This window comes from Candidatus Paceibacterota bacterium, assembly GCA_036517255.1.
Taxonomy (GTDB): domain Bacteria; phylum Patescibacteriota; class Minisyncoccia; order Phycocordibacterales; family WO2-35-19; genus DATDXE01.
On sequence record DATDXE010000006.1, the window covers coordinates 1 to 22,575 of the forward strand.

General features: G+C 39.7%; 24 protein-coding genes. 20 read left to right on the forward strand and 4 right to left on the reverse strand.

What is annotated here, in order from left to right; all coding sequences use genetic code 11:
• Positions 1 to 145 precede the first annotated feature (145 nt).
• The 4 genes from VJH67_01215 (at position 146) to VJH67_01230 (ending at position 3,396) form a co-directional block, all read left to right on the forward strand.
• Positions 146 to 577 (forward strand): hypothetical protein, encoded by a 432-nt coding sequence (locus tag VJH67_01215; GenBank protein ID HEY4515787.1) that lies wholly within the window; start codon positions 146 to 148, stop codon positions 575 to 577.
• A 129-nt stretch (positions 578 to 706) separates the two neighbouring features.
• Complete coding sequence (locus VJH67_01220) at positions 707 to 907, forward strand: hypothetical protein (protein HEY4515788.1); 201 nt, start codon at positions 707 to 709, stop codon at positions 905 to 907.
• Between the two features lie 17 nt (positions 908 to 924).
• Positions 925 to 1,494 (forward strand): transcriptional repressor LexA, encoded by a 570-nt coding sequence (gene lexA / locus VJH67_01225; GenBank protein HEY4515789.1) that lies wholly within the window; start codon positions 925 to 927, stop codon positions 1,492 to 1,494.
• Between the two features lie 57 nt (positions 1,495 to 1,551).
• Positions 1,552 to 3,396: a M3 family metallopeptidase gene (locus VJH67_01230; GenBank protein HEY4515790.1), complete on the forward strand. Its 1,845-nt coding sequence runs from the start codon at positions 1,552 to 1,554 to the stop codon at positions 3,394 to 3,396.
• 1 nt (position 3,397) lies between these two features.
• On the opposite strand, the gene VJH67_01235 is transcribed toward VJH67_01230, so the two are convergent.
• Positions 3,398 to 4,063 (reverse strand): hypothetical protein, encoded by a 666-nt coding sequence (locus VJH67_01235; GenBank protein HEY4515791.1) that lies wholly within the window; start codon positions 4,061 to 4,063, stop codon positions 3,398 to 3,400.
• Positions 4,064 to 4,166: 103 nt separating this feature from the next.
• Between VJH67_01235 and VJH67_01240 the strand changes: the two genes are divergently transcribed.
• The 10 genes from VJH67_01240 (at position 4,167) to VJH67_01285 (ending at position 13,388) form a co-directional block, all read left to right on the forward strand.
• Positions 4,167 to 4,295, forward strand: a complete 129-nt coding sequence (locus VJH67_01240) for a hypothetical protein (protein HEY4515792.1) — start codon at positions 4,167 to 4,169, stop codon at positions 4,293 to 4,295.
• 162 nt (positions 4,296 to 4,457) lie between these two features.
• Entirely contained in the window at positions 4,458 to 5,132 is a 675-nt protein-coding gene (locus tag VJH67_01245; GenBank protein ID HEY4515793.1) for a hypothetical protein, read from the forward strand.
• Positions 5,133 to 5,158: 26 nt separating this feature from the next.
• Positions 5,159 to 5,908 (forward strand): orotidine-5'-phosphate decarboxylase, encoded by a 750-nt coding sequence (gene pyrF / locus VJH67_01250; GenBank protein HEY4515794.1) that lies wholly within the window; start codon positions 5,159 to 5,161, stop codon positions 5,906 to 5,908.
• A gap of 74 nt (positions 5,909 to 5,982) precedes the next feature.
• Complete coding sequence (locus VJH67_01255) at positions 5,983 to 6,612, forward strand: hypothetical protein (GenBank protein HEY4515795.1); 630 nt, start codon at positions 5,983 to 5,985, stop codon at positions 6,610 to 6,612.
• Positions 6,613 to 6,622: 10 nt separating this feature from the next.
• Positions 6,623 to 7,171 carry a ribosome recycling factor gene (gene frr, locus VJH67_01260; GenBank protein HEY4515796.1) on the forward strand — a complete coding sequence of 183 codons (549 nt, stop codon included), beginning with the start codon at positions 6,623 to 6,625 and terminating at the stop codon, positions 7,169 to 7,171.
• A 29-nt stretch (positions 7,172 to 7,200) separates the two neighbouring features.
• A complete protein-coding gene (locus tag VJH67_01265; protein ID HEY4515797.1) occupies positions 7,201 to 8,304 on the forward strand; it encodes a site-2 protease family protein in 1,104 nt (367 codons plus the stop codon).
• 26 nt (positions 8,305 to 8,330) lie between these two features.
• Positions 8,331 to 9,572, forward strand: a complete 1,242-nt coding sequence (locus tag VJH67_01270; protein HEY4515798.1) for an aminoacyl--tRNA ligase-related protein — start codon at positions 8,331 to 8,333, stop codon at positions 9,570 to 9,572.
• Positions 9,573 to 9,583: 11 nt separating this feature from the next.
• Entirely contained in the window at positions 9,584 to 10,657 is a 1,074-nt protein-coding gene (locus VJH67_01275; protein ID HEY4515799.1) for a rod shape-determining protein, read from the forward strand.
• A complete protein-coding gene (mreC, locus tag VJH67_01280; GenBank protein ID HEY4515800.1) occupies positions 10,632 to 11,423 on the forward strand; it encodes a rod shape-determining protein MreC in 792 nt (263 codons plus the stop codon). The genes VJH67_01275 and mreC overlap by 26 nt, the downstream gene beginning before the upstream one ends.
• Positions 11,424 to 11,678: 255 nt before the next feature.
• Complete coding sequence (locus tag VJH67_01285) at positions 11,679 to 13,388, forward strand: penicillin-binding transpeptidase domain-containing protein (GenBank protein HEY4515801.1); 1,710 nt, start codon at positions 11,679 to 11,681, stop codon at positions 13,386 to 13,388.
• 16 nt (positions 13,389 to 13,404) lie between these two features.
• Here the strand turns inward: VJH67_01285 and VJH67_01290 are convergent, their stop codons facing one another.
• Positions 13,405 to 14,097, reverse strand: a complete 693-nt coding sequence (locus VJH67_01290) for a thioredoxin domain-containing protein (GenBank protein ID HEY4515802.1) — start codon at positions 14,095 to 14,097, stop codon at positions 13,405 to 13,407.
• A 14-nt stretch (positions 14,098 to 14,111) separates the two neighbouring features.
• On the opposite strand from VJH67_01290, the gene VJH67_01295 reads away from it, so the two are divergent.
• From VJH67_01295 to VJH67_01305, 3 genes are read left to right on the forward strand one after another with little or no spacing between them, the layout of a single operon-like run.
• Positions 14,112 to 14,903, forward strand: a complete 792-nt coding sequence (locus VJH67_01295) for an undecaprenyl-diphosphate phosphatase (GenBank protein HEY4515803.1) — start codon at positions 14,112 to 14,114, stop codon at positions 14,901 to 14,903.
• Positions 14,904 to 14,915: 12 nt separating this feature from the next.
• Entirely contained in the window at positions 14,916 to 15,890 is a 975-nt protein-coding gene (gene obgE / locus VJH67_01300) for a GTPase ObgE (GenBank protein HEY4515804.1), read from the forward strand.
• A gap of 19 nt (positions 15,891 to 15,909) precedes the next feature.
• The gene (locus tag VJH67_01305; protein HEY4515805.1) at positions 15,910 to 16,479 is read left to right on the forward strand and encodes a septation protein IspZ; all 570 of its coding nucleotides are present in this window, start codon (positions 15,910 to 15,912) and stop codon (positions 16,477 to 16,479) included.
• Here the strand turns inward: VJH67_01305 and VJH67_01310 are convergent.
• Positions 16,476 to 17,054 carry a ribonuclease H-like domain-containing protein gene (locus VJH67_01310; GenBank protein ID HEY4515806.1) on the reverse strand — a complete coding sequence of 193 codons (579 nt, stop codon included), beginning with the start codon at positions 17,052 to 17,054 and terminating at the stop codon, positions 16,476 to 16,478. The two genes, VJH67_01305 and VJH67_01310, sit on opposite strands and share 4 nt — an antisense overlap.
• 7 nt (positions 17,055 to 17,061) lie before the next feature.
• A complete protein-coding gene (gene hisS, locus VJH67_01315; protein ID HEY4515807.1) occupies positions 17,062 to 18,336 on the reverse strand; it encodes a histidine--tRNA ligase in 1,275 nt (424 codons plus the stop codon).
• Between the two features lie 32 nt (positions 18,337 to 18,368).
• Between hisS and VJH67_01320 the strand changes: the two genes are divergently transcribed.
• The 3 genes from VJH67_01320 to VJH67_01330 all read left to right on the forward strand — a co-directional run bounded on the left by VJH67_01320 (position 18,369) and on the right by VJH67_01330 (position 22,564).
• Positions 18,369 to 19,574 (forward strand): GIY-YIG nuclease family protein, encoded by a 1,206-nt coding sequence (locus VJH67_01320; protein HEY4515808.1) that lies wholly within the window; start codon positions 18,369 to 18,371, stop codon positions 19,572 to 19,574.
• Between the two features lie 167 nt (positions 19,575 to 19,741).
• Positions 19,742 to 21,421 carry an alanine--tRNA ligase-related protein gene (locus VJH67_01325; GenBank protein HEY4515809.1) on the forward strand — a complete coding sequence of 560 codons (1,680 nt, stop codon included), beginning with the start codon at positions 19,742 to 19,744 and terminating at the stop codon, positions 21,419 to 21,421.
• A 24-nt stretch (positions 21,422 to 21,445) separates the two neighbouring features.
• Complete coding sequence (locus tag VJH67_01330) at positions 21,446 to 22,564, forward strand: hypothetical protein (GenBank protein HEY4515810.1); 1,119 nt, start codon at positions 21,446 to 21,448, stop codon at positions 22,562 to 22,564.
• Positions 22,565 to 22,575 lie beyond the last annotated feature (11 nt).

The window sequence follows — 22,575 nt, forward strand, 5'->3', positions numbered from 1 at the left end:
CATGGACTGACGCGGGTTTCGCTTCTCTTCCTGTGAATTTAATGTTATAAATCAACTGGAAAAAATGAGCCAGTGAACGGGCTCTTGAAACATCCGTCAACTTTTTTGCGTTTTCCAGGCGCGGAATCGGAATGAAAGGAATTGGATGATTGAAAATTTAGTTCATCGTGATGTGGTGATAAAGAGGGAAGATGTGGAGGTCCTTCATTCCCTTGGTCTCAATTTCAGCATGGATCCTAATGGAGTGCCGAGTCCAGAAAGAATCGGCCTCATGACTTTCATCGGAGCCGACACAAGGACGAAGATGAGAATCTGCGTCCTGATTCGTTTCGAAGACAAGTATTGGGGCGATGAACTCGTGCCCCAAACTCTCCAAGAGGTTTTCGGGACGAAGTGCTACCTCCTGCATGGGAGTAATCTCGATTGTGAACTAAGAGGCATCTGCACGTACGTTCTTGACCGACCACTTCGAGGTAGCCGCAGCCTTATCTACAAGATCGCCAACAAGTTTGCCGACGCTTTCGCTCGAGGGATGATTGCTCGAGCTCAAGATACTCTGATGGCTGTACATGGGTAAGTTCACCCGCCTCCTGCAGGACAAAATCCGCAGGGGGCGGGTTTTGTTTTTATTTATCCACAGGTTTTACTTGCACGGTGAACTAGGGTTCACTTATAATATTTACATTAGTAAGTTAGTCAAAATATTATGAACACAATAAGTCTGAAAAAGAGGATCAGGAGAGAGTTGGAGAATTTAAATGACAAGATCGATGCTAAGATTGTGAGAGGGAGGTCGTATGCTTGGGAAGCGAGAAAGCATAAAGAGTTGCTTTGCCAACTTTATAATTTGAATAGGCAAGCTGTAAGTGGCAGTTGGTTCGGAGCTTTTTCCACCTTTCGTTTTTAGATTGAAATGTATTTGCAATGCCATTTTTAGAAAATAAAAACAAAATAATAAACTTCTATCGGAAGCATAAACGTATGCCAGGGTATAAGGAGATGCTTTCTCTTTTCCAATTCAAGTCTAAAAATGCTGTATACAAGCTTATTAATAAATTAGTGGAGGAAGGAGTGGTAGAGAAGGATTCGAATGGCAGAATTTTGCCTCGGAGACTCGTGGGCGAGGTACCACTCCTTGGCCTTGTTGAAGCCGGCATGCCATCAGTGGCTGAAGAACAGGCGCTCGATACCATAAGTATCTCCGAAATGCTGGTGAAAAATCCTGACTCGACTTATCTACTTGAAGTAAAAGGGGACTCTATGATAGAAGAGGGAATACACGAAGGTGATTTTGTTGTGGCTGAGCGCAAAGATGATGCCAAAGATGGCGATATCGTCATCGCTGAAGTCGATGGTGGGTGGACCATGAAATTTCTTCGCAAAAAGGGTAGCCAAATTTATTTAGAACCAGCCAACAAAAAATATAAGCCGATTTATCCTGAATACGATTTAAAAATTGCTGCCATCGTCAAAGGAGTGATCCGAAAGTACTGATTTGAGGCCTCTTCTCTCTAGCCTTTATTTACTTCAGATTTGATATAGAATAGCTGAATGCAGAAAAGTAAAATATCAAAAATTCAAAACGAAACTAAGAAGTTGCTCATTTACCTAAATAAGGAGTATCTAAGGCTTCATGCCGCATATGAAAATTACTTCTGGATCTCTTATATGGGGGATCATTCTATTGATAAAAAGAAGGACACTGCCTTGAAGGAACTTGATACTTTCAAATCAAACCATAAACTTTTTGATCAAGTCAAAATTTTGATCGAGAATAATAAATTAACTAAAGAGGATAAAGAAAAACTCAATGCTTGGACAAAATTTTTTAATTGTTATCAAACACCGAAGCATCTGAATATATTGAAAGACAAAATATCGAAGTTAGAGACGAAGATGGGTAAAGTGGCTACTACTAGAAAAGAAGGCTATATAGATCCACACAGCAATAAATTTGTGGAAGCCTCATCACATAAAATGCGTGGTATGTTGCGCACCGAAAAAGATGAAAATTTGCGTAAGGCCTTTTTTCTCGGAGGAGAAAAGCTTGCTTACAGTAATATAAAGAATTACGTTAAGTATGTCGGCCTCCTAAACCAGTATGCTATCGGTTTAGGATTCGCTGATTTCTATGAATATAAGATTTTTACAGAAGAGGGGATGACCAAAAATGAGCTTTTCAAAATATTTGATCATCTATATAAAAAAACCAAATTTGCTTTTACAAGTATAAGAAAACTTGAAAAGAAAATACCGGGACTTAGAAAGCCGTGGAACTTTTCTTATATGATGGCAGGCGATTTCACTATGGAGGAAGATCAGTATTTCCCGTTCGAAGAAGCGTTAATACGATGGGGTAAATCATTTGCTGCATTAGGGATAGATTTCAGAGGAAGTTCCATCAATCTAGATCTGCTCGACAGAAAGGGTAAGTATAGTAATGGCTTTTGTCATTGGCCCGTACCTATTCATTATAAAGATGGAAAACGGATCACTGGTTTATCTAATTTTACTTGTAATGTTGTGTATGGTCAGGTGGGTTCTGCTGTGCCAGGCTACAACACACTGTTCCACGAAGGAGGTCATGCGGCGCATTTACTTAACTCTGAACAGACCGAAGTATGTCTTAATCATGAATATCCTCCCATGTCGACTGCCTGGGCAGAAACTCACAGTATGTTTCTCGATACTTTGTATAGCAGTTATGAGTGGAGGTCGCGATACGCTAAAAATCAGAAAGGAGAAATATATCCATTTGAGTTATTTAAAAGAAAAATCGAACGCCTTTCGATTTTGAGACCTCTTGGTTTAAATTCGATTATGGCTATCTGTAATTTCGAGAAAATAGTTTATGAAGAGAAAAAACTCACAACCGATAAGGTAATCAAAGCTGCTAAAAAAATTTGGAAGAAATATCAGGACTATTCTGAAGATTCACTCAGAATTTTAACTGTACCGCATATCTATAGCTGGTCCTCAACTTGCTCCTATCACGGCTATGGCTTAGCAGAACTCGCCCTCACTCAATGGAGAGAATACTTTTACGATAAGTATGGATATATTGTCGATAACCCTAAAGTAGGAGAGGAGATGGCAAGAGTTTGGAAGCTCGGAGCGTCAAAAAATTTTAAAGATTTTGTAAAAATAATGACTGGTAAAAAATTATCAGCTAACGCCTGGCTCAAAAACACTACTAAGAGCTTGCCTCAAATACTCAAATTAGCAAAAGACAGGGCTCTAAGACTGAAGAAGGTTCCCCAACTAAACGGACCGATTAAATTGAATGCGAAGATAAGGATGCTTTCAGGGAAGAAAAACATTACCGATAATTCAAAGAGTTTCGAAGATATGGCAAGCAAGTATGCTGTTTGGCTCAAGACTAAGAGAATAAAATAGCCTACTTCGCTTCAAATTGAGCTTGGACTCCATCCCAGAAGCCATCGCCATCACTATCACGCAATTTCGGATCGGTTTTGATACAGGTTTCTTCTTGGCTATCGGAGAGACACTCTTCTAAATAATCGTCCATACCATCGAAGTCGAGGTCGTCGGTATATGTTTTGATCATTGATTGCAGTTCTTCGACAGGGCGAGGATTTTCTTTATCCTTCACCATGAAGGTGCCTTGCCATGGTTTGAAAGCCACTAATTTTATTTCACCTTCTGATTTTAGAAAATATATTATCTGACGCATTCTAATAATAGTATCTTCCGTGTCCTGTTCATCCCAATTAGTTACTAACACAAGTTGTTTTTCATCACTCCAAACATTTTTAAAATTGCTTTTATTGAATTCCCCACCTATTAAAGCTACTGTGTCCATCCTAGTTTTACAATCATCACTTTCAGGGGAATCTTCACATACAGAGGAAAGATGGTGAGCCAGTGTTTTCATTCTTTCTAAATCATGCTCTCTGGAAGCAGTAAGATAATCCTGGAAAACATTCCAAGCTTTCCCTTTTTCACTTATGTAAGTATCGTAGGCAAAGAATAGGGCGATAGCTATAGCTAGCAGCGCGATCACGGATACGATTCTTTTCTCGTTGCTTAGATTTTCGTTCATATTGGGATGAGCATAACATATTTTAATGAAATTAAAACTGGACAAAATAACTTTGAGGATATATCATGGTGTTCTGTTTTTATTAAAAGCGTAATCAAAATAAATGATTGGAACATGTACTTGCGGAGCAACTGACGTAGAATTGAATGAAGACGGCCTTTGTGCTGCTTGCGTAGCTAAAGCTGCTGCAGCTGATGTCGAGGAAGATGCAGGAGACGAAGCTGCTGAATAATTTCAGTTTCTCAAAAACAAAAACCACTTTCTTATCTGAAAGTGGTTTTTGTTTTGGAATATTATTTTAATCATATCTCTTCTTTACTTTTCTTTTTTATAATATATTGTGAATTTGGAGTCGGACCTATAATTCCGATAATGAAACTTGAAAGGAAATCGTATGATACGAGACCAGGCTGGCTGGATACGGGTATACCAAGAACTGGATGCTCTTTTCATTCATGATGGGAACGTAAACCGTCCCCATCCACTACTTACTTCGGGGCTCCACTCTCCCGACTTTTTCAACAGCCGAGAGGTGATCCCACACGAACATTTTCTTCGTAATGCCGCTTACGACCTCGCCGAGCTTTTCGTGCAAGAGCGAGGCAACACTGAACGGATCGATCGTGTCGTCGGTCCTCAAACAGGGGCGACGAAGCTCTCTGAACTGCTACACAATGTGGTGGGCATCTTGAGGGAAAGGCCTTGCAACTGGGCTTCTCCCGCAAAGGCGGAGGAAGACGGAAAAAAGATGATGGTGTTTAGCGACCCTGAACGATGCGTAAAACCAGGCGAATATGTGCTTCTCTGCGAAGACGTAGTCACTACTGGTGGAAGCATCGAGCTCACGGTCCGTGCTTCGGAGGAAAAAGGAGGGACCATCCTACCTTTTGTCCTGACGCTGGTGAACCGTTCAGGCCTTGCCGAAATCGATGGTAGGAAGATCGTGGCTCTCATCAATCACCCGATCCCGATGTGGGAACCGGAAAAATGTTGGCTTTGCCAAGCGGGTTCCGAAGCCATCAAGCCGAAAGAACCTGGCAACTGGGCACGTTTGAACGCCAACTACTAATACTCTCAACCACGAAAGGAAAGAATATGAAGACACTAACACCGGCGAAACGATTGATCGTTGCTGCCGACTTCAAGCCCGAACCTGGCCAATTTCGTATCGAAGATTGGGTACGATGTCAGGTTATCGCTCTGGCCGTTAAACTGAAAGGGACAGGGGTTTGTCTGAAAGTGAACTCCGCGCTCCGTATCTGCGGGTACGACCTTATCCGTCAGATCAACAACTGTGGTCTCGATGTATTCGCTGATCTGAAGTTCAAGGATATCAGCGAAACTTTGACCATCGACGGTATGTTTTTGGGTCCTTACCAACCCAAATTCGTGACAGTCTGTTGTGACGCTGGCTTGAATGCTATGCGTGCTTTCAAAGCTGCAATACCGAGTGGAGTAGAAGTCCTTGGTGTGACGGCCTTGACTACTTTCGACGACGACGAGTCCTACGCTATATATGGTTGCCCTGTCGAAGAAGCAGTCGATCGTCTTGCCAAGCGAGCCATTGAAGCTGGTCTCGATGGCTTCATCGCTTCTGGAAAAGAAGCTCCGTCACTGCGAGCGGTTATAGGCAATGTCATGACGATCAACACGCCGGCAATCCGTCCTCTCTTTGCAAAGGTTGTCGGGGACGATCAGAACAAGAAACGTAGCATGACTCCGGCGGAAGCAATCGAGGCTGGAGCCGATCGCATCATCGTCGGCCGTCCCATCACACAGGCTAACAACCCTCTGGAAGCCGCTTGGGACACAATCAGCGAAATCGCTACGACAACGGCGACTTGATCGAGCATGAGATTTTCTGAAGTTTTTCGGCCCCCACTAAGTTGTGGGGGCTGATTGTTTGATACAATACGATTATGTTCAACAGTCTTTTACCTCAAACTTGGGATAAGGTGCATCATGCTTATATTTTGTCAGGAGTGGAAGCTGATTCAGTTTGGAAAGAACTTTCCAATTTAGGATTTCTTAAAAGAGGCAACGCTGATGCTAAATACGAAGAATTTGAAACTCTAGGAGTGGATGAGGCCAGAGCTTTGACCGATTGGGCTTTGATGAAGCCGATCGCAGGGGATAGAAAAGTGGCGGTAATCGATATCACTTCTACTTTTACTACTGAAGCCCAAAACGCTTTATTGAAACTTTTTGAAGAGCCACCTCAAGGAACTTATTTTTTCCTTATTTTACCAAATACCGCTTCTGTCCTGTCCACACTTCTTTCTCGTGTCCGGATAATACAAAAAGAAAAGGAATCAGAAATAAATAAAAAATACGAAGTTTTTATGCCAGGCACGGTAGCTGAAAGATTTAAAATAATAACCCCGATCATAAAAAGTAAAGATAAGGAAAGAGCTAGAGAATTCATAAGATTTCTAGAATCTAAAACAACAAATATCGAGGCCGAGAAAGTAATTGAAGCTGAGAAATATTTAAGTAGCCGAGGAGCTTCGATGAAGATGATACTGGAGTATTTGGCTGTTTCGCTGTAATATTGTATTTATGTTTAACTTCGGACCGACAAAGGACAAGGTAAAAGAAGTAGAGGAATGGCTTCAAAAAGAATTCTCCCAAATTCGTACTGGTCGAGCCTCTCCTTCAATACTCGATTCGGTACAGGTGCAAGCCTATGGCTCGCGGATGCAACTTCGAGAACTTGCTTCAGTGCTAGTCGAAGATCCAAGAACAATAAGAGTCGAGCCTTGGGATAAATCGCAAGGTAAGGAAATCGAGAAGGCTGTTATTGCCTCAAACTTAGGGTTGTCGGTAAATGTCGATGATAAAGGTCTAAGGATTATTTTCCCGGAGCTTACAAGCGAAAGGCGAGAACAATTTGTGAAGGTTGCCAAACAAAAACTCGAAGAAGCTAGGATCTCTCTCCGCAGTATACGTGATAAAGTCTGGGATGAAATCCAAGCTAAGGAAAAACAGGGAGGTATGGGTGAAGATGAAAAGTTTAGACTAAAAGATGATCTGCAAAAAATAGTGGATGATACCAACACTAAACTAGACGAATTATTAGAAAGGAAGGTTTTAGAAATTTCTAATTAATCTAGCTGTTCTAATTCTCCTAAAATTTAATGGGCATCATAATTTTTATTATTGTCTTGAGCGTCCTCGTCATCGTCCACGAGTTGGGACATTTTATTGCTGCGAAGAGAGCTGGTGTGAGAGTAGATGAATTTGGCCTCGGCTTTCCTCCCAAGATGGTGACCTTATTTAAGCAAGGAGAAACAGCTTTTACTCTGAATTGGATTCCATTTGGAGGTTTTGTAAAAATTTTTGGGGAAAATTATGATTCTGAATCCAATTTTACTTTACAGCAAAAGAAAAAATTTACCGAAGTCAGTAAAGTTTGGCAGGTCGTGATACTTGTCGCTGGTGTCACCTTCAATATGATTTTGGCCTGGTTGCTTTTTTCTGGGAGCTTCATGATCGGTATGCCTTATTCGGTTGAGAATGAATTGGGCGCTAGAGTATCAGAGCCTCGGCTTACAATAGTTTCTGTTATGTCTGATTCGCCTGCTTTTAGAGCGGGGCTTAAAACGGGCGATATCGTAACTAATTTTGGGTATAAAGATGAGTCTAGAAATGTAATTTTACAAAAGATTGATCCTGACACTTTATCGAGCTTTATAAGCCAATCAGGTGAGCCAATAGAACTTCATATAAAAAGAGGTGGATTTGATTCGATCATAGAGTTGACTCCGACTGAAAATGTCGCAAGCAGGAGGTTTGTCATAGGTATAAGTATGGATATGGTCGGTATCCTTAAACTTCCACCGCATACTGCTTTGTGGGAAGGAGCTAAAATCACGCTTGTTATGTTTAAGGAGACAGTCAAAGGCTTAGGATCCCTCCTGTTTGATGCCGTGCGTGGTAGAGCTGATTTATCGCAAGTTACTGGCCCAGTCGGAATCGTAGGTATTGTCGGTGACGCATCGATTTTGGGTTTCGTCTACATTCTCACTCTCACAGCTTTCATTTCGATCAACTTAGCTATCATAAATTTAGTACCCATTCCCTCACTCGACGGTGGACGTGTACTGTTTGTTATTATCGAAGCTATAAAAGGTTCGCCCATCAGCACTCGTGTTTTCAATGCCGCAAATTCTATAAGCTTCGTTCTCCTTATTCTTGCGATGATTCTCATTACTATTCGTGATGTTGGTAATTTGTTTTAATAGGATTCTTTGCTAATATTTTGAATATGCGACAGTCACAACTATTTACTAAAACGAGAAGGGAAGCACCGTCTGATGAAGTGAGTAAAAATGCAGCACTTCTTATTAGAGCTGGATTTATAAATAAAGAAATGGCTGGGGTGTATGACTATTTGCCTCTTGGCCTTCGTGTATTACATAAAATCGAAAATATTATACGCGATGAAATGAATGCTTTGGGTGGTCAGGAAGTGCTTATGTCGACACTACAGAGAAAAGAATTATGGGAAAAGACAAATAGATGGAACGATGAAATTATCGATGTTTGGTTTAAAACAAATTTAAAAAATGGTGGGGAGCTCGGTCTTGGGCCGACACACGAAGAACCGATTACGAATATGGTGGAGCAATTCGTTCCTTCTTATAGGAATTTGCCGTTTTCTGTATATCAATTTCAAAATAAATTTAGAAATGAAATCAGGGCTAGTAGTGGGGTGATAAGAACCCGCGAATTTGTAATGAAAGATCTATATTCTTTTCATGAGAGTGACAAGTCACTCGACCAATTTTATGAAAAAGTCTCTGATGCTTATGTAAATATTTTTGAAAAATGTGGTATAGGAAAAAATACTTACAAGACTTTTGCTTCAGGTGGAGTTTTTAGTAAATACTCGCACGAATTCCAGACAGTTTCTGATGCCGGAGAGGATACAGTCTATATTAATGAAGAAAGTAAGGTTGCGATAAATAAAGAAGTCTACAATGATGAAGTTCTTTTCGATCTAAAAATAGACAAATCAAAACTCGTTGAGAAAAAATCTATAGAGGTAGGTAATATATTTAAGCTGGGTGTTAAATTCTCCGAACCCTTGTCGTGTAAATTTAAAAATGAATCTGGTGAAGATATGCCTGTGGTCATGGGGTGCTATGGTATAGGGCCAGCTCGTGTACTAGGTACTATTGTAGAAACTCTTTCTGATGAAAAAGGTATTGTTTGGCCTAAGGAAGTGGCTCCGTTCGATGTTCACTTGCTTAGACTAGGTGAGACTGAAGAAGTGAAAGTAAAAGCAGAAGAAATTTATAAAAAACTTTCAGAAAAGGTAGAAGTGCTTTATGATGATCGCGATTTGAGAGCTGGGGAAAAATTTGCTGACGCTGATCTCTTGGGAGTGCCAATACAAGTGATTGTCGGTGAAAAAGGCCTAAAAGAAAACACCCTGGAAATAAAAGATAGGAAGACGGGTGAAGTAAAAAATATCCACATGGACGAGCTTCATTCTATCGTGTAGGCTTGTTTAGCATGCACTGGTTACTCTCAAAAATAGCTGGATTTAAAGGACTACTTCACAATGAAATTGGTATTGATCTCGGGACTGCAAATACCCTAGTTTATGTCCAAGGGAAAGGGGTAATTATAAATGAACCTTCTGTTGTGGCGGTGAACCAGAAGACTGGGCAGGTTGTGGCTGTGGGCACTGAAGCTCACAATATGCTTGGACGTACACCTGCTCACATCGTAGCTGTGAAGCCTCTTGTCGACGGAGTGATTTCTGATTTTGAAGTTACGGAGGAAATGATTGCTTACCTCCTCAATAAAGCTGAAAGAGGAGTGAAGAAAATTTTTGGCCCCAAAGTTGTAGTTGGTGTACCTTCCGGGATTACAAATGTAGAAACTCGTGCGGTTCGAGATGCGGTGCGTTCTGCTGGAGCAAGTGAAGTTTATATCGTGGAAGAGCCTATGGCTGCCGCCATAGGCTTGCGTTTGCCGGTACTTGAACCGGTGGGCTCTATGATAATAGATATGGGCGGAGGTACGACTGACATAGCGGTCATCTCGCTCGGAGGGGTTGTTTCCTCAAAAAACTTGAGAGTAGCTGGCGATAAATTAAACAGTGACATATCAAGTTATGTCAGGAGTGAGTTCAAGATTTTGATTGGAGAAAAAACTGCTGAAAACGCCAAAGTATCCATTGGTAATTTGGTGATGAAAGGAATTGGAGAAGAATGCAAAGTCAAAGGGCGCGATTTAGTTACTGGTTTGCCTCGTGAAGTGGTGATCACCGATTCTGACGTGCGCGAAGCTATATCATTTTCTATTGCGGCTATTATCGAAGCTTGCAAAGAAGTACTTGAGGCCACTCCTCCTGAGATTCTTTCTGATGTTATGCAAAGAGGGATTTATTTTTGTGGTGGCGGGGCACTCATAAGAGGCTTTGCCGACGTTTTAGAGGAAGAGTTAAAAATTCCGATACACGTCGCGACTGACCCTGTGGCGACCGTAGCTCGCGGCTGCGGTATAATCCTTGAAAATATGGGTATGTACCAAGAAGTACTCATATCGGAAGACAATGACTTACCCCCTCATCAAACATAAATATAACGATCGAGCACGTAATAAATTTTACGGCATTCTGTCTTTGGTCATTATTTGTACGACAGTTTTCTATTTATGGAAAGGTGATCTTGCTCCTTTGTTTATTCAGGTTCTTTCCCCGATCTCAAAGTCTCTTCGGTCCACCGGAAGTAGTATTTTCTCTTGGGCTAAGGTGCTTATTCCGTACTCTCCCATCTTAGAAGAAAATAATAGACTGAAAGAGGAAGCAATAAATTTGAGGCAAGAATTTTTTGATCTTAATCGAGAGAAGGTAGAAAATCAGACACTTCGACAGGCACTCGATCAGAAAGAGGCTAATTATATTCCGACTAAAATAATTTTAGCTGCCCCACAAACTCCTTTTGGAACAGTCGTGGTCGATAAAGGGTCGCTTGATGGTGTGTCGGTAGGTGATCGAGTGCTTCTATCTCGCAAAGTTTCTCTTGGCGTGGTTGGAGAAGTTGAAGAAAAAAATTCTAAGGTTATTACCCACTATTCTCCAGGTATGAAGACATCTGCGATTGCCGAAAGGAGTGGGGTGGTACTTGAGCTTACTGGAACTGGTAATGCTTTCGCTCTCGAAGTGCCTCTTGATATGGAAATGAGGGAAGGTGATGTTTTTTCCTTGCCAGGCTCACAGGATTTTGTTGTCGCAATTGTGGTGTCGATTAAGCCTGATCAAGCAGCTTCTTTTTCTAAAGTTTTTCTGTCCCCCCCTTTTAACCTTCTTGGTAATTCTGTCTTATTCATAGAAACAGGGGATTAATTATGAATAATATATTTTCCCCAGTAATTTTTTTCTTTCTTGTCTTTGTTCCACTATCTATAATTTGGTGGCTATTTTTCCCCCTGGCTCTAATATCTATTTTTATATTTCAGCGAATCTACGTTAGTATTTTTGCTGGATTTGTATTAGATGTCGTATACTTTGGTGGTTCTCTTTTGGACTTTCCCGTCATGACCATGATTTGTTTTGGGATAACGATCCTTTTCATCTCATTAAGAGACAAAATACGATTCGATGCTTTCTAAAATAAAGAAAAAAATATTATCGACCTTTAGTGGCAAGAAGTATTCATTCATTTATCCAGATGAGGTTTTTCTTGATTCTAGAAATCTGCCTGATTTCGATAAACACCAATTTGAAGGGAGGATCGAACGTCCCATACTTTTTAGAAGTTTTGTTTCTTTCTATGTTATATGTTTCGTAGCAGTTTTGTTTTTCGTATATACTCTTTGGGATTTGGGTATAAGTAAAGGTAAAGTTTACGCAGAGATAAGTCAGAACAATAGCTTACGGCATGATCCTATACTTGCTCCTCGTGGAGTGATATATGATCGTAACGGAAAAATACTTGTTTCAAATTCGATTGTCGAAGAGTCGGAAGATTTTCCCAGAAGAATTTATCTCGAAAAATTCGGCTTTTCCCATTTACTTGGTTTTATAAAATATCCTGCTAAAGATTCATCTGGTTTTTATTTCAGGGAAGAATATGAGCCACAAGATGGTGTAGAGATTTTATTTAACGAAGTACTTGCTGGTCGTAATGGTCTTAAGATTTCAGAGAATGATGTTTCTGGAAATTTGGTGAGTGAGAGCCTCATTGACCCTTCTTTAGCTGGGGACAGTTTACAATTAGCTGTGGACTTAAGGATACAGGAAAAGATGTATCAAGAAATAAAAAGTCTTTCTGAAAGAGTAGGTTTCCTGGGGGGGGCTGGTATTATTATGGATGTAAACTCAGGTGAAATACTAACTCTTACGAGCTACCCTGAATACGATTCACAGCTTATGACTGATGGCCAGGCTTCTTCGACTATAAGAACCTATTCTACGGACAATGCCAAACCTTTCTTGAATCGTATTATTTCTGGGCTGTATACTCCCGGCTCAGTTGTTAAACCTTTTCTAGCTTTTGGAGCTCTTGAGGAGGGAGTCATTTCTCCTGAAAAAGAAATAGTAAGTACTGGTAAACTTGTCGTGCCGAACCCTTATTTTCCAGATCAACCTTCCATATTTCTTGATTGGAAAGCCCACGGTGCTGTTGATATGCGTAAAGCGATTGCTGTATCGTCGAATGTGTATTTTTATGAAGTGGGAGGGGGTTTCGCCTCACAGAAAGGGCTTGGTATAGAAAAAATAGAAAAGTATTTTAGGAAATTTGGTCTGAGTCAGTTGACTGGTGTAGGTACTCTAGATGAAGCTGTTGGCAATATTCCCAATCCAGAATGGAAAGAAAAAAATTTTCCCGGGGAACCTTGGCGGCTGGGGGATACATATAACACTGCTATAGGTCAATATGGTATGCAGGTGACACCTCTTCAAATAGTGCGTGCTATTGCCGCTATTGCAAATGGTGGGGTTTTAGTAACTCCAGGATTCGAAAAGAAAGCGACTACTTCAGTACCGATCGGCCAGAGGATAAGTGGCAAAGAAGAACATTACCAAATTATTCGTGAAGGTATGCGCATGTCGGTTACTCTAGGTACTTCAAAAGGGCTTGATATGAGTTCTGTCGCTATCGCTGGTAAAACTGGAACTGCTCAACTTGGGACTTCGAAATCATTTGTCAATTCTTGGACTACGGGTTTCTTCCCGTATGAAAATCCTCGCTATGCTTACCTTGTAGTTATGGAACATGGTCCTTCTACTAATCTTACTGGCGCCACCTTCGTCATGCGTCAGGTAATGGACTTTATGGTTGCTAATACTCCAGAATATTTAAAATAAAATTAGTAATTATATTTTAAGATTGCAATATTAAATCAATAATATTTTTGAGTTGAGAATATGGGTAAGCTCCATTTACTGGATAGGTGTCGCCATTTTTAGTATCGATAATTATTGAAAACGGAGTGCCCTCGGCACCTGCTTTAAAGGCATCATCTACATCAGATTTTACTTTTGTTGCGTATTTACCACTTTCAAGGCAGGCATTAAATTTTTCTGACGAAAGACCTACCTGTTTTGCTACATTTGTAAGTTCCGAAGCGGGAAGGTTGTTGTTTGAAGGTGTAATTTCGTAAATACGATTTGTGTACTCCCAAAACTTTGCATTACCGCCCAATTCCCCAGCACACTCAAGAGCTTCTGCTTCCTTTGGAGCTTTGGAGTGTAGTTCGGCAATTGGTAGATGTCGGTATATCCAAGACATATCACCATTCGTGCCGTATTCAGTCATAATAGCCCTTAGAGTTTTGTGAAATTCTTTACAGAATGGACACTCGGTATCAGAGTACTCTACTATAATAACTCGTGCACTGGGATTTCCAAGAAGATGGTCGTTTGGATCTATTGCCTCCATATTTGAAGCCTGCTTTATCGCTTCATCTATCGTTTTTTCTTCAATATCTCCAGAATTTTTTGACATGTACAATCCTCCACCAATGAGAATTCCAGCTATTATAATAGAGAAAGGTATAAGTAGAGCATCTTTCATGCTAAAATTATAGCATGTCTTTTTTGGACTCAATCTTCTTAGGTCTCGTTCAGGGTATAACCGAATTTTTGCCTATTTCTTCCTCTGGCCATCTTATACTTGCTCAGCGTTATTTAGGGATTCCGATAGACGGAGCCTCCTTATCCTTTGCTATATTTGTAAATTGTGCCACGCTTCTCGCTGTTATAATCGCTCTATGGGGTGATATACGCAGAATTGTGGTAGATATTTTTACTGAAGGGCCATCTATGCGATCAAAGAAAGTTCTTTCGGCTATTTTTTGGGGAACCATACCAGCTGCTACTATGGGCTTTTTTTTCCAATCTCAAATAAGTGAGTTGTTTTATAACCCACGGTTTGTTGCGTATGCTCTTATTGCTGGTAGTGTTTTGTTTTTTATTGCTGATAGGATTCCAAAAGAACATAATGAACCTCATGGAGTTACCGCACTCAAAGGTCTCTTCATTGGCATTTTTCAAACTTTTGCACTGATCCCTGGTATATCTCGCTCAGGCATCACTACTTCCGGTGGCCTTTTTTTCGGCCTTTCCCGAGAAGAAGCTATCAAATTTGCGTTTCTTCTCTATATCCCTATCTCTGTCGGCGCTGGATTAAAAATTATTTTTGATTCTGTTTCTCCTTCTTTTTCTTACTCTGATCCTACTGTTTGGGTAGGTTTTTTTGTAGCGTTTCTTTCAGGTCTTATTTCTGTAAAATTTTTGATCAAATTTCTTTCCAGAAATTCCTTCAACGTTTTTATCGTATATCGACTTCTTTTGGCTGGGGTGATACTCTACTTTTTCTAGCAAGAAAATTACATGGCATTTACTGATGAAATAACTATTTTCGCAAAGGCAGGCCGAGGGGGTAATGGCGTAGTACGCTGGCTTCACGAGAAGGGAAAAGAGTGGAGTGGCCCAGCTGGGGGCGATGGTGGTAAGGGAGGTGATGTGTACGTTGTATCTGTGCGGGATACTCATTTGCTTTCGAAATATAAGGCCCAGAAGGAGTTCGATGCTGGTAATGGTGAAATGGGAGGTAGTAAAAGCCTTCACGGAGCTCAAGGTAAAGACCTGGATATCGAACTTCCAATCGGCTCTATCATTACCAATAAAAAAACTGGCCGAAAATTTTCCCTTATAAAGGATGGAGAGAGGGTTCTTGTTTTGAAAGGTGGTAATGGAGGTAGGGGTAATGAATCATTCAAAGCTTCGACAAACCAAAGTCCAAGGGAATCAACCCCAGGTACTGAAGGCGAAGAAGCCGAATTTTATATAGAGCTCGAACTTGTGGCGGATGCTGGTTTTATCGGTTTACCGAATGCAGGTAAAACTAGTTTATTGAACGAGCTTACTAGAAGCAATAGTAAAGTGGGTGCATATCCTTTTACTACTCTTGAACCAAACTTGGGTGAAATGTATGGCTTCATCATCGCTGATATTCCTGGTCTTATAGAAGGAGCTGCTACAGGAAAAGGCTTGGGTCATAAATTTCTGCGTCATATACGCCGTACCAAAATTTTAGTTCATCTAGTTTCTCTCGAAAATGAAGATCCTATAAATGTTTACAACATAATTAGAAGTGAACTCTCACACTTTGATAAAGAACTTTTGAATAAAAAAGAAATTGTCGTTCTGACCAAGACTGATTTGCTAGAAGATAAAACTAAACTAGATAAAATTGTATCTGATTTTGAAAAGATTATTCCTTCTGTTACCACTCTCACTATATACGACGATTTCCAAATAAAATCTTTCGGACAGTTTCTCTTAAAACAGCTTAAAGACGAGTAATATCATATAATTCAAAAATATGCTTACTAGAAGTTTTGTCATCTCGTTTTTCATAGAATTCGGGCCTGTCATCGCCTTTTTCTTCGGGACCGAATTTCTTGGTTTTTTTCCTGGCACTACCTTTCTTGTGGTTGGTACCCTTGTGGCTCTCTCTGCATCCTTAGTGCGCGACAAACGTTTACCGATGTTCTCTATTCTCTCTAGCGTTTTTATATTATTTTTTGGATTATTGACTTTATTTATGCACGATCCTATTTGGCTAGTAGCTGAGTATACATTGTATAATGGCTTATTCGGCCTTTTTGTTTTAGGTGGTTTGTATTTTAATAAATCTTTATTGAAGCCTCTTTTCCAAACTATGTTCCATGTCAGTGACAAGTGTTGGAGAATACTTTCTTTACGATGGGGAATAGCTTTTATACTGACAGCTATAAGTAATGAATTAGTCTGGCGTCTACTAGGTGAAGATGCTTGGGTCTATTTCCGCCTTATCGCTGGAGTGCTCCTTGCCGTATTCGGTTTTTCTCAATTCTTCCTAGCTCGTCGTGAACGCCATCCTGACGCCAGCCCCTGGGGCCTTCGTATTTAAAAGGGGAGGGTGCGATTCATGATGGAGGGGTCGACGATTGATTCCCAGGTGGAAGTGTCGAGTTTAATTTCGTTTAAATTTGGACCTTCTTTGAAGATGAGTTTATTGTTTTTGCGAGCATATTCGTATAAATCGCGAGTGATTCGTACATCATGAAGACAGTAATTTTTTACTTTTTCTATTTCACCCTTTTTCCACCACTGTAGAGCTTCCAGTCCATTACCACTTTTATTTACACCCAGTGTTCCTTCAGCCAACTGATCGAGTTTCATTCTTCTTCCTGCAACTTTGTGAATTTCTTTCAAAATATCTAGGCTTTTTATTTTATCTAAATTCCCAGGGTAATATTTATTCAACAAAGGGATATCAAAATGATCTGAATTGAAACCGATTAAAATATCGGTCGTCTCCAGTATCGGCCAGAGTCGTGGTAACTCTTCTTCCAAATAGGTGGAATAAGAATCGGTATGAGAATCATAGATACCGACAACTGATATAGACAAATCAACCGGATTGTTTGAACCGACTTCTTGAAAAAAATTCCTTGTTTCTATGTCGAATACTACTTTGCGCATGCGGCCATTATTGTATCATCTTAACTATTTCTTCCAAGCTACATTCCTTCTCCTCCCTAGTTTCAATATTTTTCAGTTTAAACTGTCCTTTTTCTAGTTCGTCTTTTCCTACCACTAATACATAAGGGATTTTTCTTTTTTCTGCTCCCGCAATTTGATCTCCAAGTTTCCTTCCTGAAATATCTATAGCTGTGTTTATGCCAATTTTCCTCAATTTATTTCCCACTTTGTCTGCTTCTTCTGCTGCCGTATCAGGAGCTAAACAAATCCAAATTTTTGTAGTTGATTCAAATTTTGGTAGTAGGTTATGAGTCTCTAGAAAATTTTGTATTGTCACATCTCCCATACCGAAGCCCACAGCTGGGACTTCTTTACCACTAAACATTTCTACAAGTTCATCGTATCTCCCACCACCAAATACGGATCTATTATTTTCCTTATTAGTATCAAACACTTCAAATATGATACCCGTGTAATAATCGAACCCACGCACTAAGTTGGGATTGAACTCGATATTCTTTATGCCGATTTTAGTGAGTTTTTCTAAAAGATCGAGTAAATACTTGGCTGACTCCTTGTCGCCTAATTTTTCAAATATAGCATTTTTCGAATTTAATAATGAAGTTAATTGTTCTGTAGCTTTCTCGCTTGCCAACTCTTTTAAGCTGTCTCTAAATGTTTCTTCAGAAATTTTATCTTTTTTATCTATTATTCTCGATATCGCTTGTCTATCTTTCACAGGTATTTCTAGTGAATCATATAAATCATCCATTAATTCTCTACTGTTTACGTAGAGTACATAATCCTCCTCTTTAGCCCCAAAAGCTTTCATAATAGTTGGAGCCATAGAGACTATTTCTATATCAGAGGAAATACTTTTATTACCAAAAAGGTCGACATTCAATTGCCAAAATTCTCGGTGCCTACCTCTTTGCGGTTTTTCGTAGCGATAGAAACTACCTATGGAGTACCAGCGAGCAGGGAATGGAATTTCATTTATTTTATTTGCGATCATGCGGGCTACAGTCGGAGTCATTTCTGGCCTGAGAGCTACCTCTCGATCGCCCCTGTCTTTGAAGGAATAGATTTGTTCGTTTACTATTTCTTCGTTACTTTTTGATTTGTATAAGTCAAGCGGTTCGAGTATCGAAGCGTTGTATCTTTCATAACCATAACTTTCAGCTACTTTTTGCCACACTCTGAAAATATAGTTTTGCACCGCCCTCTCTTCTGGGTAAAAATCTCGCACTCCTTTGTATGGTTCCAGACTTATTTTAGACATAATTTTGTATAAAAATATGATAGCATTCTCGTGTGATAAAGCCAAAACCATTACCAGGCAGTCCAGGGGTCTATTTTTTCCTCAATAAAAAGGGGGAGATTATGTATATTGGCAAAGCTACTTCACTTCGAAACAGAATAAGGAGCTATTTTGCAGGAGATATTGCTTTGAAGCGGGGGCCGCTCATCGAAAAAATGATGTTGCAAAAAATAAGAATTAAATTCCAAGAGACCGACTCTGTTTTAGAAGCCTTAATTCTAGAAGCAGAGCTGATAAAAAAACATAACCCTATTTACAACACCAAAGGTAAAGATCAAAGAAGTTGGAACTATGTCGTGATAACGCGGGAGAAATTCCCAAGAGTTTTAATACATAGAGAAAGAGAATTGAATTCCCTCCCCTTAATCAAGGGGAGGGTGCAGGGTGGGATATTTGGCCCATTCCCAAACAGCTCAGAATTAAGAGTAGCTTTGAAAATTGTTCGCAAAATTTTTCCATTTAGAGATAATTGTGTGCCCAATACTAAACCCTGCTTTAATTCCCAAATTGGTCTTTGCCCGGGTGTTTGTACTGGCAGAATTTCCGAGAAAAAATACAAAATAACTATAAGAAATATCAAACTGTTTTTCCAAGGCAAGAAGAAAGTTTTGCTTAAGATGTTGGAAAAAGAGATGCGAGTCTTGGCAAAACAAAAAAATTTCGAAGAAGCCAATAAGGTCAAAAAACAAATTTTTGCTCTTCAGCATATAAACGATATTGCTTTAATAAAATCAAAGAAAGAGGGAAGTAATCTTAGGATAGAGGCTTACGATATTTCTCATACATCGGGCACGAATATTGTAGGAGTAATGACTGTAGTCGAAAACGGGGAAATTAAGAAAAGCGATTATCGGATGTTTAAAATAAAAGGTCAGCTCGGGGCAGATGATACCAAAGCTCTTTCCGAAGTATTGACTCGCAGATTCAATCACCCTGAATGGCCAAGTCCAGATCTGGTTGTTGTTGATGGGGGGCTCGCCCAACTGAACATTACAGAGAGAGTATTAAAAGAAGCAAAAATGGAAAAAAGTAAAGATTTGAAGATAGTTAGTGTGGTAAAAGATGAAAGACACAAACCCAAAGATATTTTGGGTGATCAGAAATTTGCTTCTAAATACAAAAAAGAAATTCTCCTTGCCAACTCTGAATCTCATCGCTTCGCAATTGCTTTCCATCGCAAGAAAAGATTCATCTTCTAGTTGTGGATAACTTTGACTTGCACCTTAATTAAGGGTACCATTAGAGATGGTCCTCTCCTTGTATGGAAGCGAGGAGATGGAGTCTTTTCTTCAAACGAAATTGCCGGGAAGCAAGTCCTAAGCTTCCCGGCCTTTTTTTTATGTTTTAAAAATGTATTATATTAAGAATGACTTCTACTGAAATACGTCAAAAGTTTTTAAAATTCTTCGAGGAAAGGGGGCATAAAATTGTTCCTTCTAGCTCACTTGTACCGGAAGGAGATTCCTCAGTCCTTTTCACTACAGCAGGCATGCAACAATTTAAGCCGTATTATATTGGCAAGAAAGATCCGGAGGTAGATTTTAATTCGAAAAATACCACATCGATTCAAAAATGCGTCAGGACTTCAGATATTGAAGAAGTAGGGGATGAGAGGCACCTCACCTTTTTTGAGATGCTAGGGAATTTCAGTTTTGGTGGCTATTGGAAAAAAGAAGCCATCCAATACGCATACGATTTCGTAACCAAGGAGATGAACTTGAAAATCGATTATGTCACGGTTTTTGAGGGCGAAGAGGGAGTACCCGCCGATGTAGAGTCCGAGGAGATTTGGAAAAGTATAGATCAGAGTATAGAAGTGAAAAAGTTTGGCAGAGCAGATAACTTCTGGGGACCTACGGGTGAAGAAGGACCGTGTGGACCAACGACGGAGATTTATGTGGATGGTATAGAGATTTGGAATATTGTATTTAATGAATTCTACCAAGATAAGAATAAAAATCTTCGACCTCTTGAAATAAAAGGCATAGACACGGGTATGGGTCTCGAACGCTTGGCTAAAGTAGTGCAAAAAGTACCTACTGTTTTTGATACTGATCTATTTAAAAAATTAATCGATCTGTTATCTGAGAGATTAGGTGTTAGAAAAAAAAGAATACTTGTAGATCATGCTCGTGCTGTGAGTTTTATGATTAGCGATGGTGTGTATCCAGGTAATAAGGGAGCTGAATCTGTATTGCGCCGCATTCTGAGGAGGATTTTAGCTCAATTTGAAGCGGTAGAAATAAAACTTGCTTTCGATTTAACAATAGTAAAGTTTCCAGAATTAAAAAGAGATATCATTTGGGAGGTTATTGATAAAGAAAGATCACAATTTATAGTTGCTCTTAATTTAGGAAAAAAGGAACTCGATAAACTAAACAACATTGATCCAGAGACGGCATTTGGCTTGTTTAATACTTATGGATTACCTCTAGATGTTATACGGGATAAATTTCCCCAATTAAATATTCAGGAGTTTGAAAATGAGTTTAAGAAGCACCAAGAGATTTCTAAATCTGGAATGGAGCAGAAATTTAAGGGGGGATTAGCGGGGCATAGCGAGATGGAGGTGAAGTATCATACTGCCACACATTTGTTGCATCAGGCTTTACGGGATGTGTTAGGAAGCCATGTGGAGCAGAAAGGGAGCAATATTACTACGGAGAGGTTGAGGTTCGATTTCTCACATTCAGCGAAAATGACAGACGAGGAAAAGAAAAAAGTAGAGGATATTGTGAATGGGAAGATAAAGAGCGGTTTGCCTGTAAATAAAATAGTAATGAAAAAAGAAGAAGCGGAAAAAATGGGAGCCTTACACTTTTTTGGCGATAAATATGGGGACGAAGTTTCTGTTTATTATATTGGCGACTCGCTCGAGTCTGCCTATTCCAAAGAATTTTGCGGTGGACCGCATGCCGTAAACACTAGCGAGCTCGCTAGTGTTGTAGGTCCTGACGGCAGTAGCCGGAAGGATAGAGTTTTCAAAATCTTCAAAGAAGAAGCCATTTCCCAAGGCATCCGCCGCATCAAAGCAATACTTGAATAGTGTGATATCTGCTATAATTTAGGAGTGGCTTTTTTGTCAGGATCTAAAAAAAATAAAAATGGTTTTCATGTAGTCGTGGAAGTACGCGATAGGTCTTTGGATTTACATTTACTTGCAATCGAAGGGGACAAATTTTCGGCTTTAAGTGAAGTGTCGATGTCCCACAGGATTGTAGCCGAGGACGGCTTGACCCAAGAGAAAATAAAAGAATTTTCTGACATTTTGAACAAAGCTTTCGCAAAGCTCGTAGAAGCCACACGCAAAAAAATAGGTGATACAGATAGAATAAAAATAAAAAGTTCCCAAGTCGTTATTTTCTACCCCTGGTTTGTTGTGGAAGAAAAAAATAATATACAAATTGGTTCTTCTTCTGTGGCAACCATTCTTTCCCAAAAAAATATGGAGGAAGCTTTGAGAAATATTGATACTGGAGGTTTACCCTCTGCACATCCAGTCGCGGCTTATACATACAAGAAAACTATTATAGAGACAGTTGTTAACTCCATTACCTTGAATGGCTATATTGTACCTGAGCCGTCTGGTAAAAAATCAAAAAATATTATGATCGGAGCTTCTATATATACTGCCGCGGCGGGGATACTTGATATATTGAAGAAAGATGTAAAATTTCATACTGAACTAGAGCCAGAAATAATAACTTTACCCAAATCCCTTGCTTTATATATCAACAAAACTGTAAAAAATAATCCCGTACTATATATTAACGTGGAAGCTGATAATACGTGTATCACCTCGATAACTCCAGGCTCGTCTCTTGTATACAAATCTAAGTTTGTTGATATAGGTGAAGAAGATATAATAGAAAAGGTTATGGAAGAATCGAATACTACTCGTGATATTGCTCTCTCCTATATACGACTAGTTCATGAGCAGGCACTTACTCCTGAAGTTTCAGCACTTGTAAAATCTGCTTTTGATAAAGTTGTAGGTGAGTGGAAGACTTTGGTCATAAAGGCTTGCACGGAGCTGTATACTCAAGGAGAAAAAAAGTTAGTTTGTCATAATCAAAAAATGGCGGATATCTTTTACGATGCCATTTTTGGAGAAAATCATGAAGTTGCTTTGCTGAAAAATATCGATGTGGAAAAGATTGTGTTCAATTCAGCCGTAGGTACGCTATAATATGTATCAAG

Bases quoted from the DNA above. Each gene is read 5' to 3' on its own strand.
- VJH67_01265 (HEY4515797.1), top strand. From the start codon at position 7,201: ATGGGCATCATAATTTTTATTATTGTCTTGAGCGTCCTCGTCATCGTC.
- VJH67_01240 (HEY4515792.1), top strand. From the start codon at position 4,167: ATGATTGGAACATGTACTTGCGGAGCAACTGACGTAGAATTGAATGAA.
- VJH67_01235 (HEY4515791.1), bottom strand. From the start codon at position 4,063: ATGAACGAAAATCTAAGCAACGAGAAAAGAATCGTATCCGTGATCGCG.
- VJH67_01220 (HEY4515788.1), top strand. From the start codon at position 707: ATGAACACAATAAGTCTGAAAAAGAGGATCAGGAGAGAGTTGGAGAAT.
- hisS (HEY4515807.1), bottom strand. From the start codon at position 18,336: ATGTCTAAAATAAGTCTGGAACCATACAAAGGAGTGCGAGATTTTTAC.
- VJH67_01325 (HEY4515809.1), top strand. From the start codon at position 19,742: ATGACTTCTACTGAAATACGTCAAAAGTTTTTAAAATTCTTCGAGGAA.
- VJH67_01255 (HEY4515795.1), top strand. From the start codon at position 5,983: ATGTTCAACAGTCTTTTACCTCAAACTTGGGATAAGGTGCATCATGCT.
- VJH67_01285 (HEY4515801.1), top strand. From the start codon at position 11,679: ATGCTTTCTAAAATAAAGAAAAAAATATTATCGACCTTTAGTGGCAAG.
- VJH67_01270 (HEY4515798.1), top strand. From the start codon at position 8,331: ATGCGACAGTCACAACTATTTACTAAAACGAGAAGGGAAGCACCGTCT.
- mreC (HEY4515800.1), top strand. From the start codon at position 10,632: ATGACTTACCCCCTCATCAAACATAAATATAACGATCGAGCACGTAAT.
- VJH67_01305 (HEY4515805.1), top strand. From the start codon at position 15,910: ATGCTTACTAGAAGTTTTGTCATCTCGTTTTTCATAGAATTCGGGCCT.
- VJH67_01230 (HEY4515790.1), top strand. From the start codon at position 1,552: ATGCAGAAAAGTAAAATATCAAAAATTCAAAACGAAACTAAGAAGTTG.
- VJH67_01245 (HEY4515793.1), top strand. From the start codon at position 4,458: ATGATACGAGACCAGGCTGGCTGGATACGGGTATACCAAGAACTGGAT.
- lexA (HEY4515789.1), top strand. From the start codon at position 925: ATGCCATTTTTAGAAAATAAAAACAAAATAATAAACTTCTATCGGAAG.
- VJH67_01310 (HEY4515806.1), bottom strand. From the start codon at position 17,054: ATGCGCAAAGTAGTATTCGACATAGAAACAAGGAATTTTTTTCAAGAA.
- frr (HEY4515796.1), top strand. From the start codon at position 6,623: ATGTTTAACTTCGGACCGACAAAGGACAAGGTAAAAGAAGTAGAGGAA.
- VJH67_01275 (HEY4515799.1), top strand. From the start codon at position 9,584: ATGCACTGGTTACTCTCAAAAATAGCTGGATTTAAAGGACTACTTCAC.
- VJH67_01290 (HEY4515802.1), bottom strand. From the start codon at position 14,097: ATGAAAGATGCTCTACTTATACCTTTCTCTATTATAATAGCTGGAATT.
- obgE (HEY4515804.1), top strand. From the start codon at position 14,916: ATGGCATTTACTGATGAAATAACTATTTTCGCAAAGGCAGGCCGAGGG.
- VJH67_01215 (HEY4515787.1), top strand. From the start codon at position 146: ATGATTGAAAATTTAGTTCATCGTGATGTGGTGATAAAGAGGGAAGAT.
- pyrF (HEY4515794.1), top strand. From the start codon at position 5,159: ATGAAGACACTAACACCGGCGAAACGATTGATCGTTGCTGCCGACTTC.
- VJH67_01295 (HEY4515803.1), top strand. From the start codon at position 14,112: ATGTCTTTTTTGGACTCAATCTTCTTAGGTCTCGTTCAGGGTATAACC.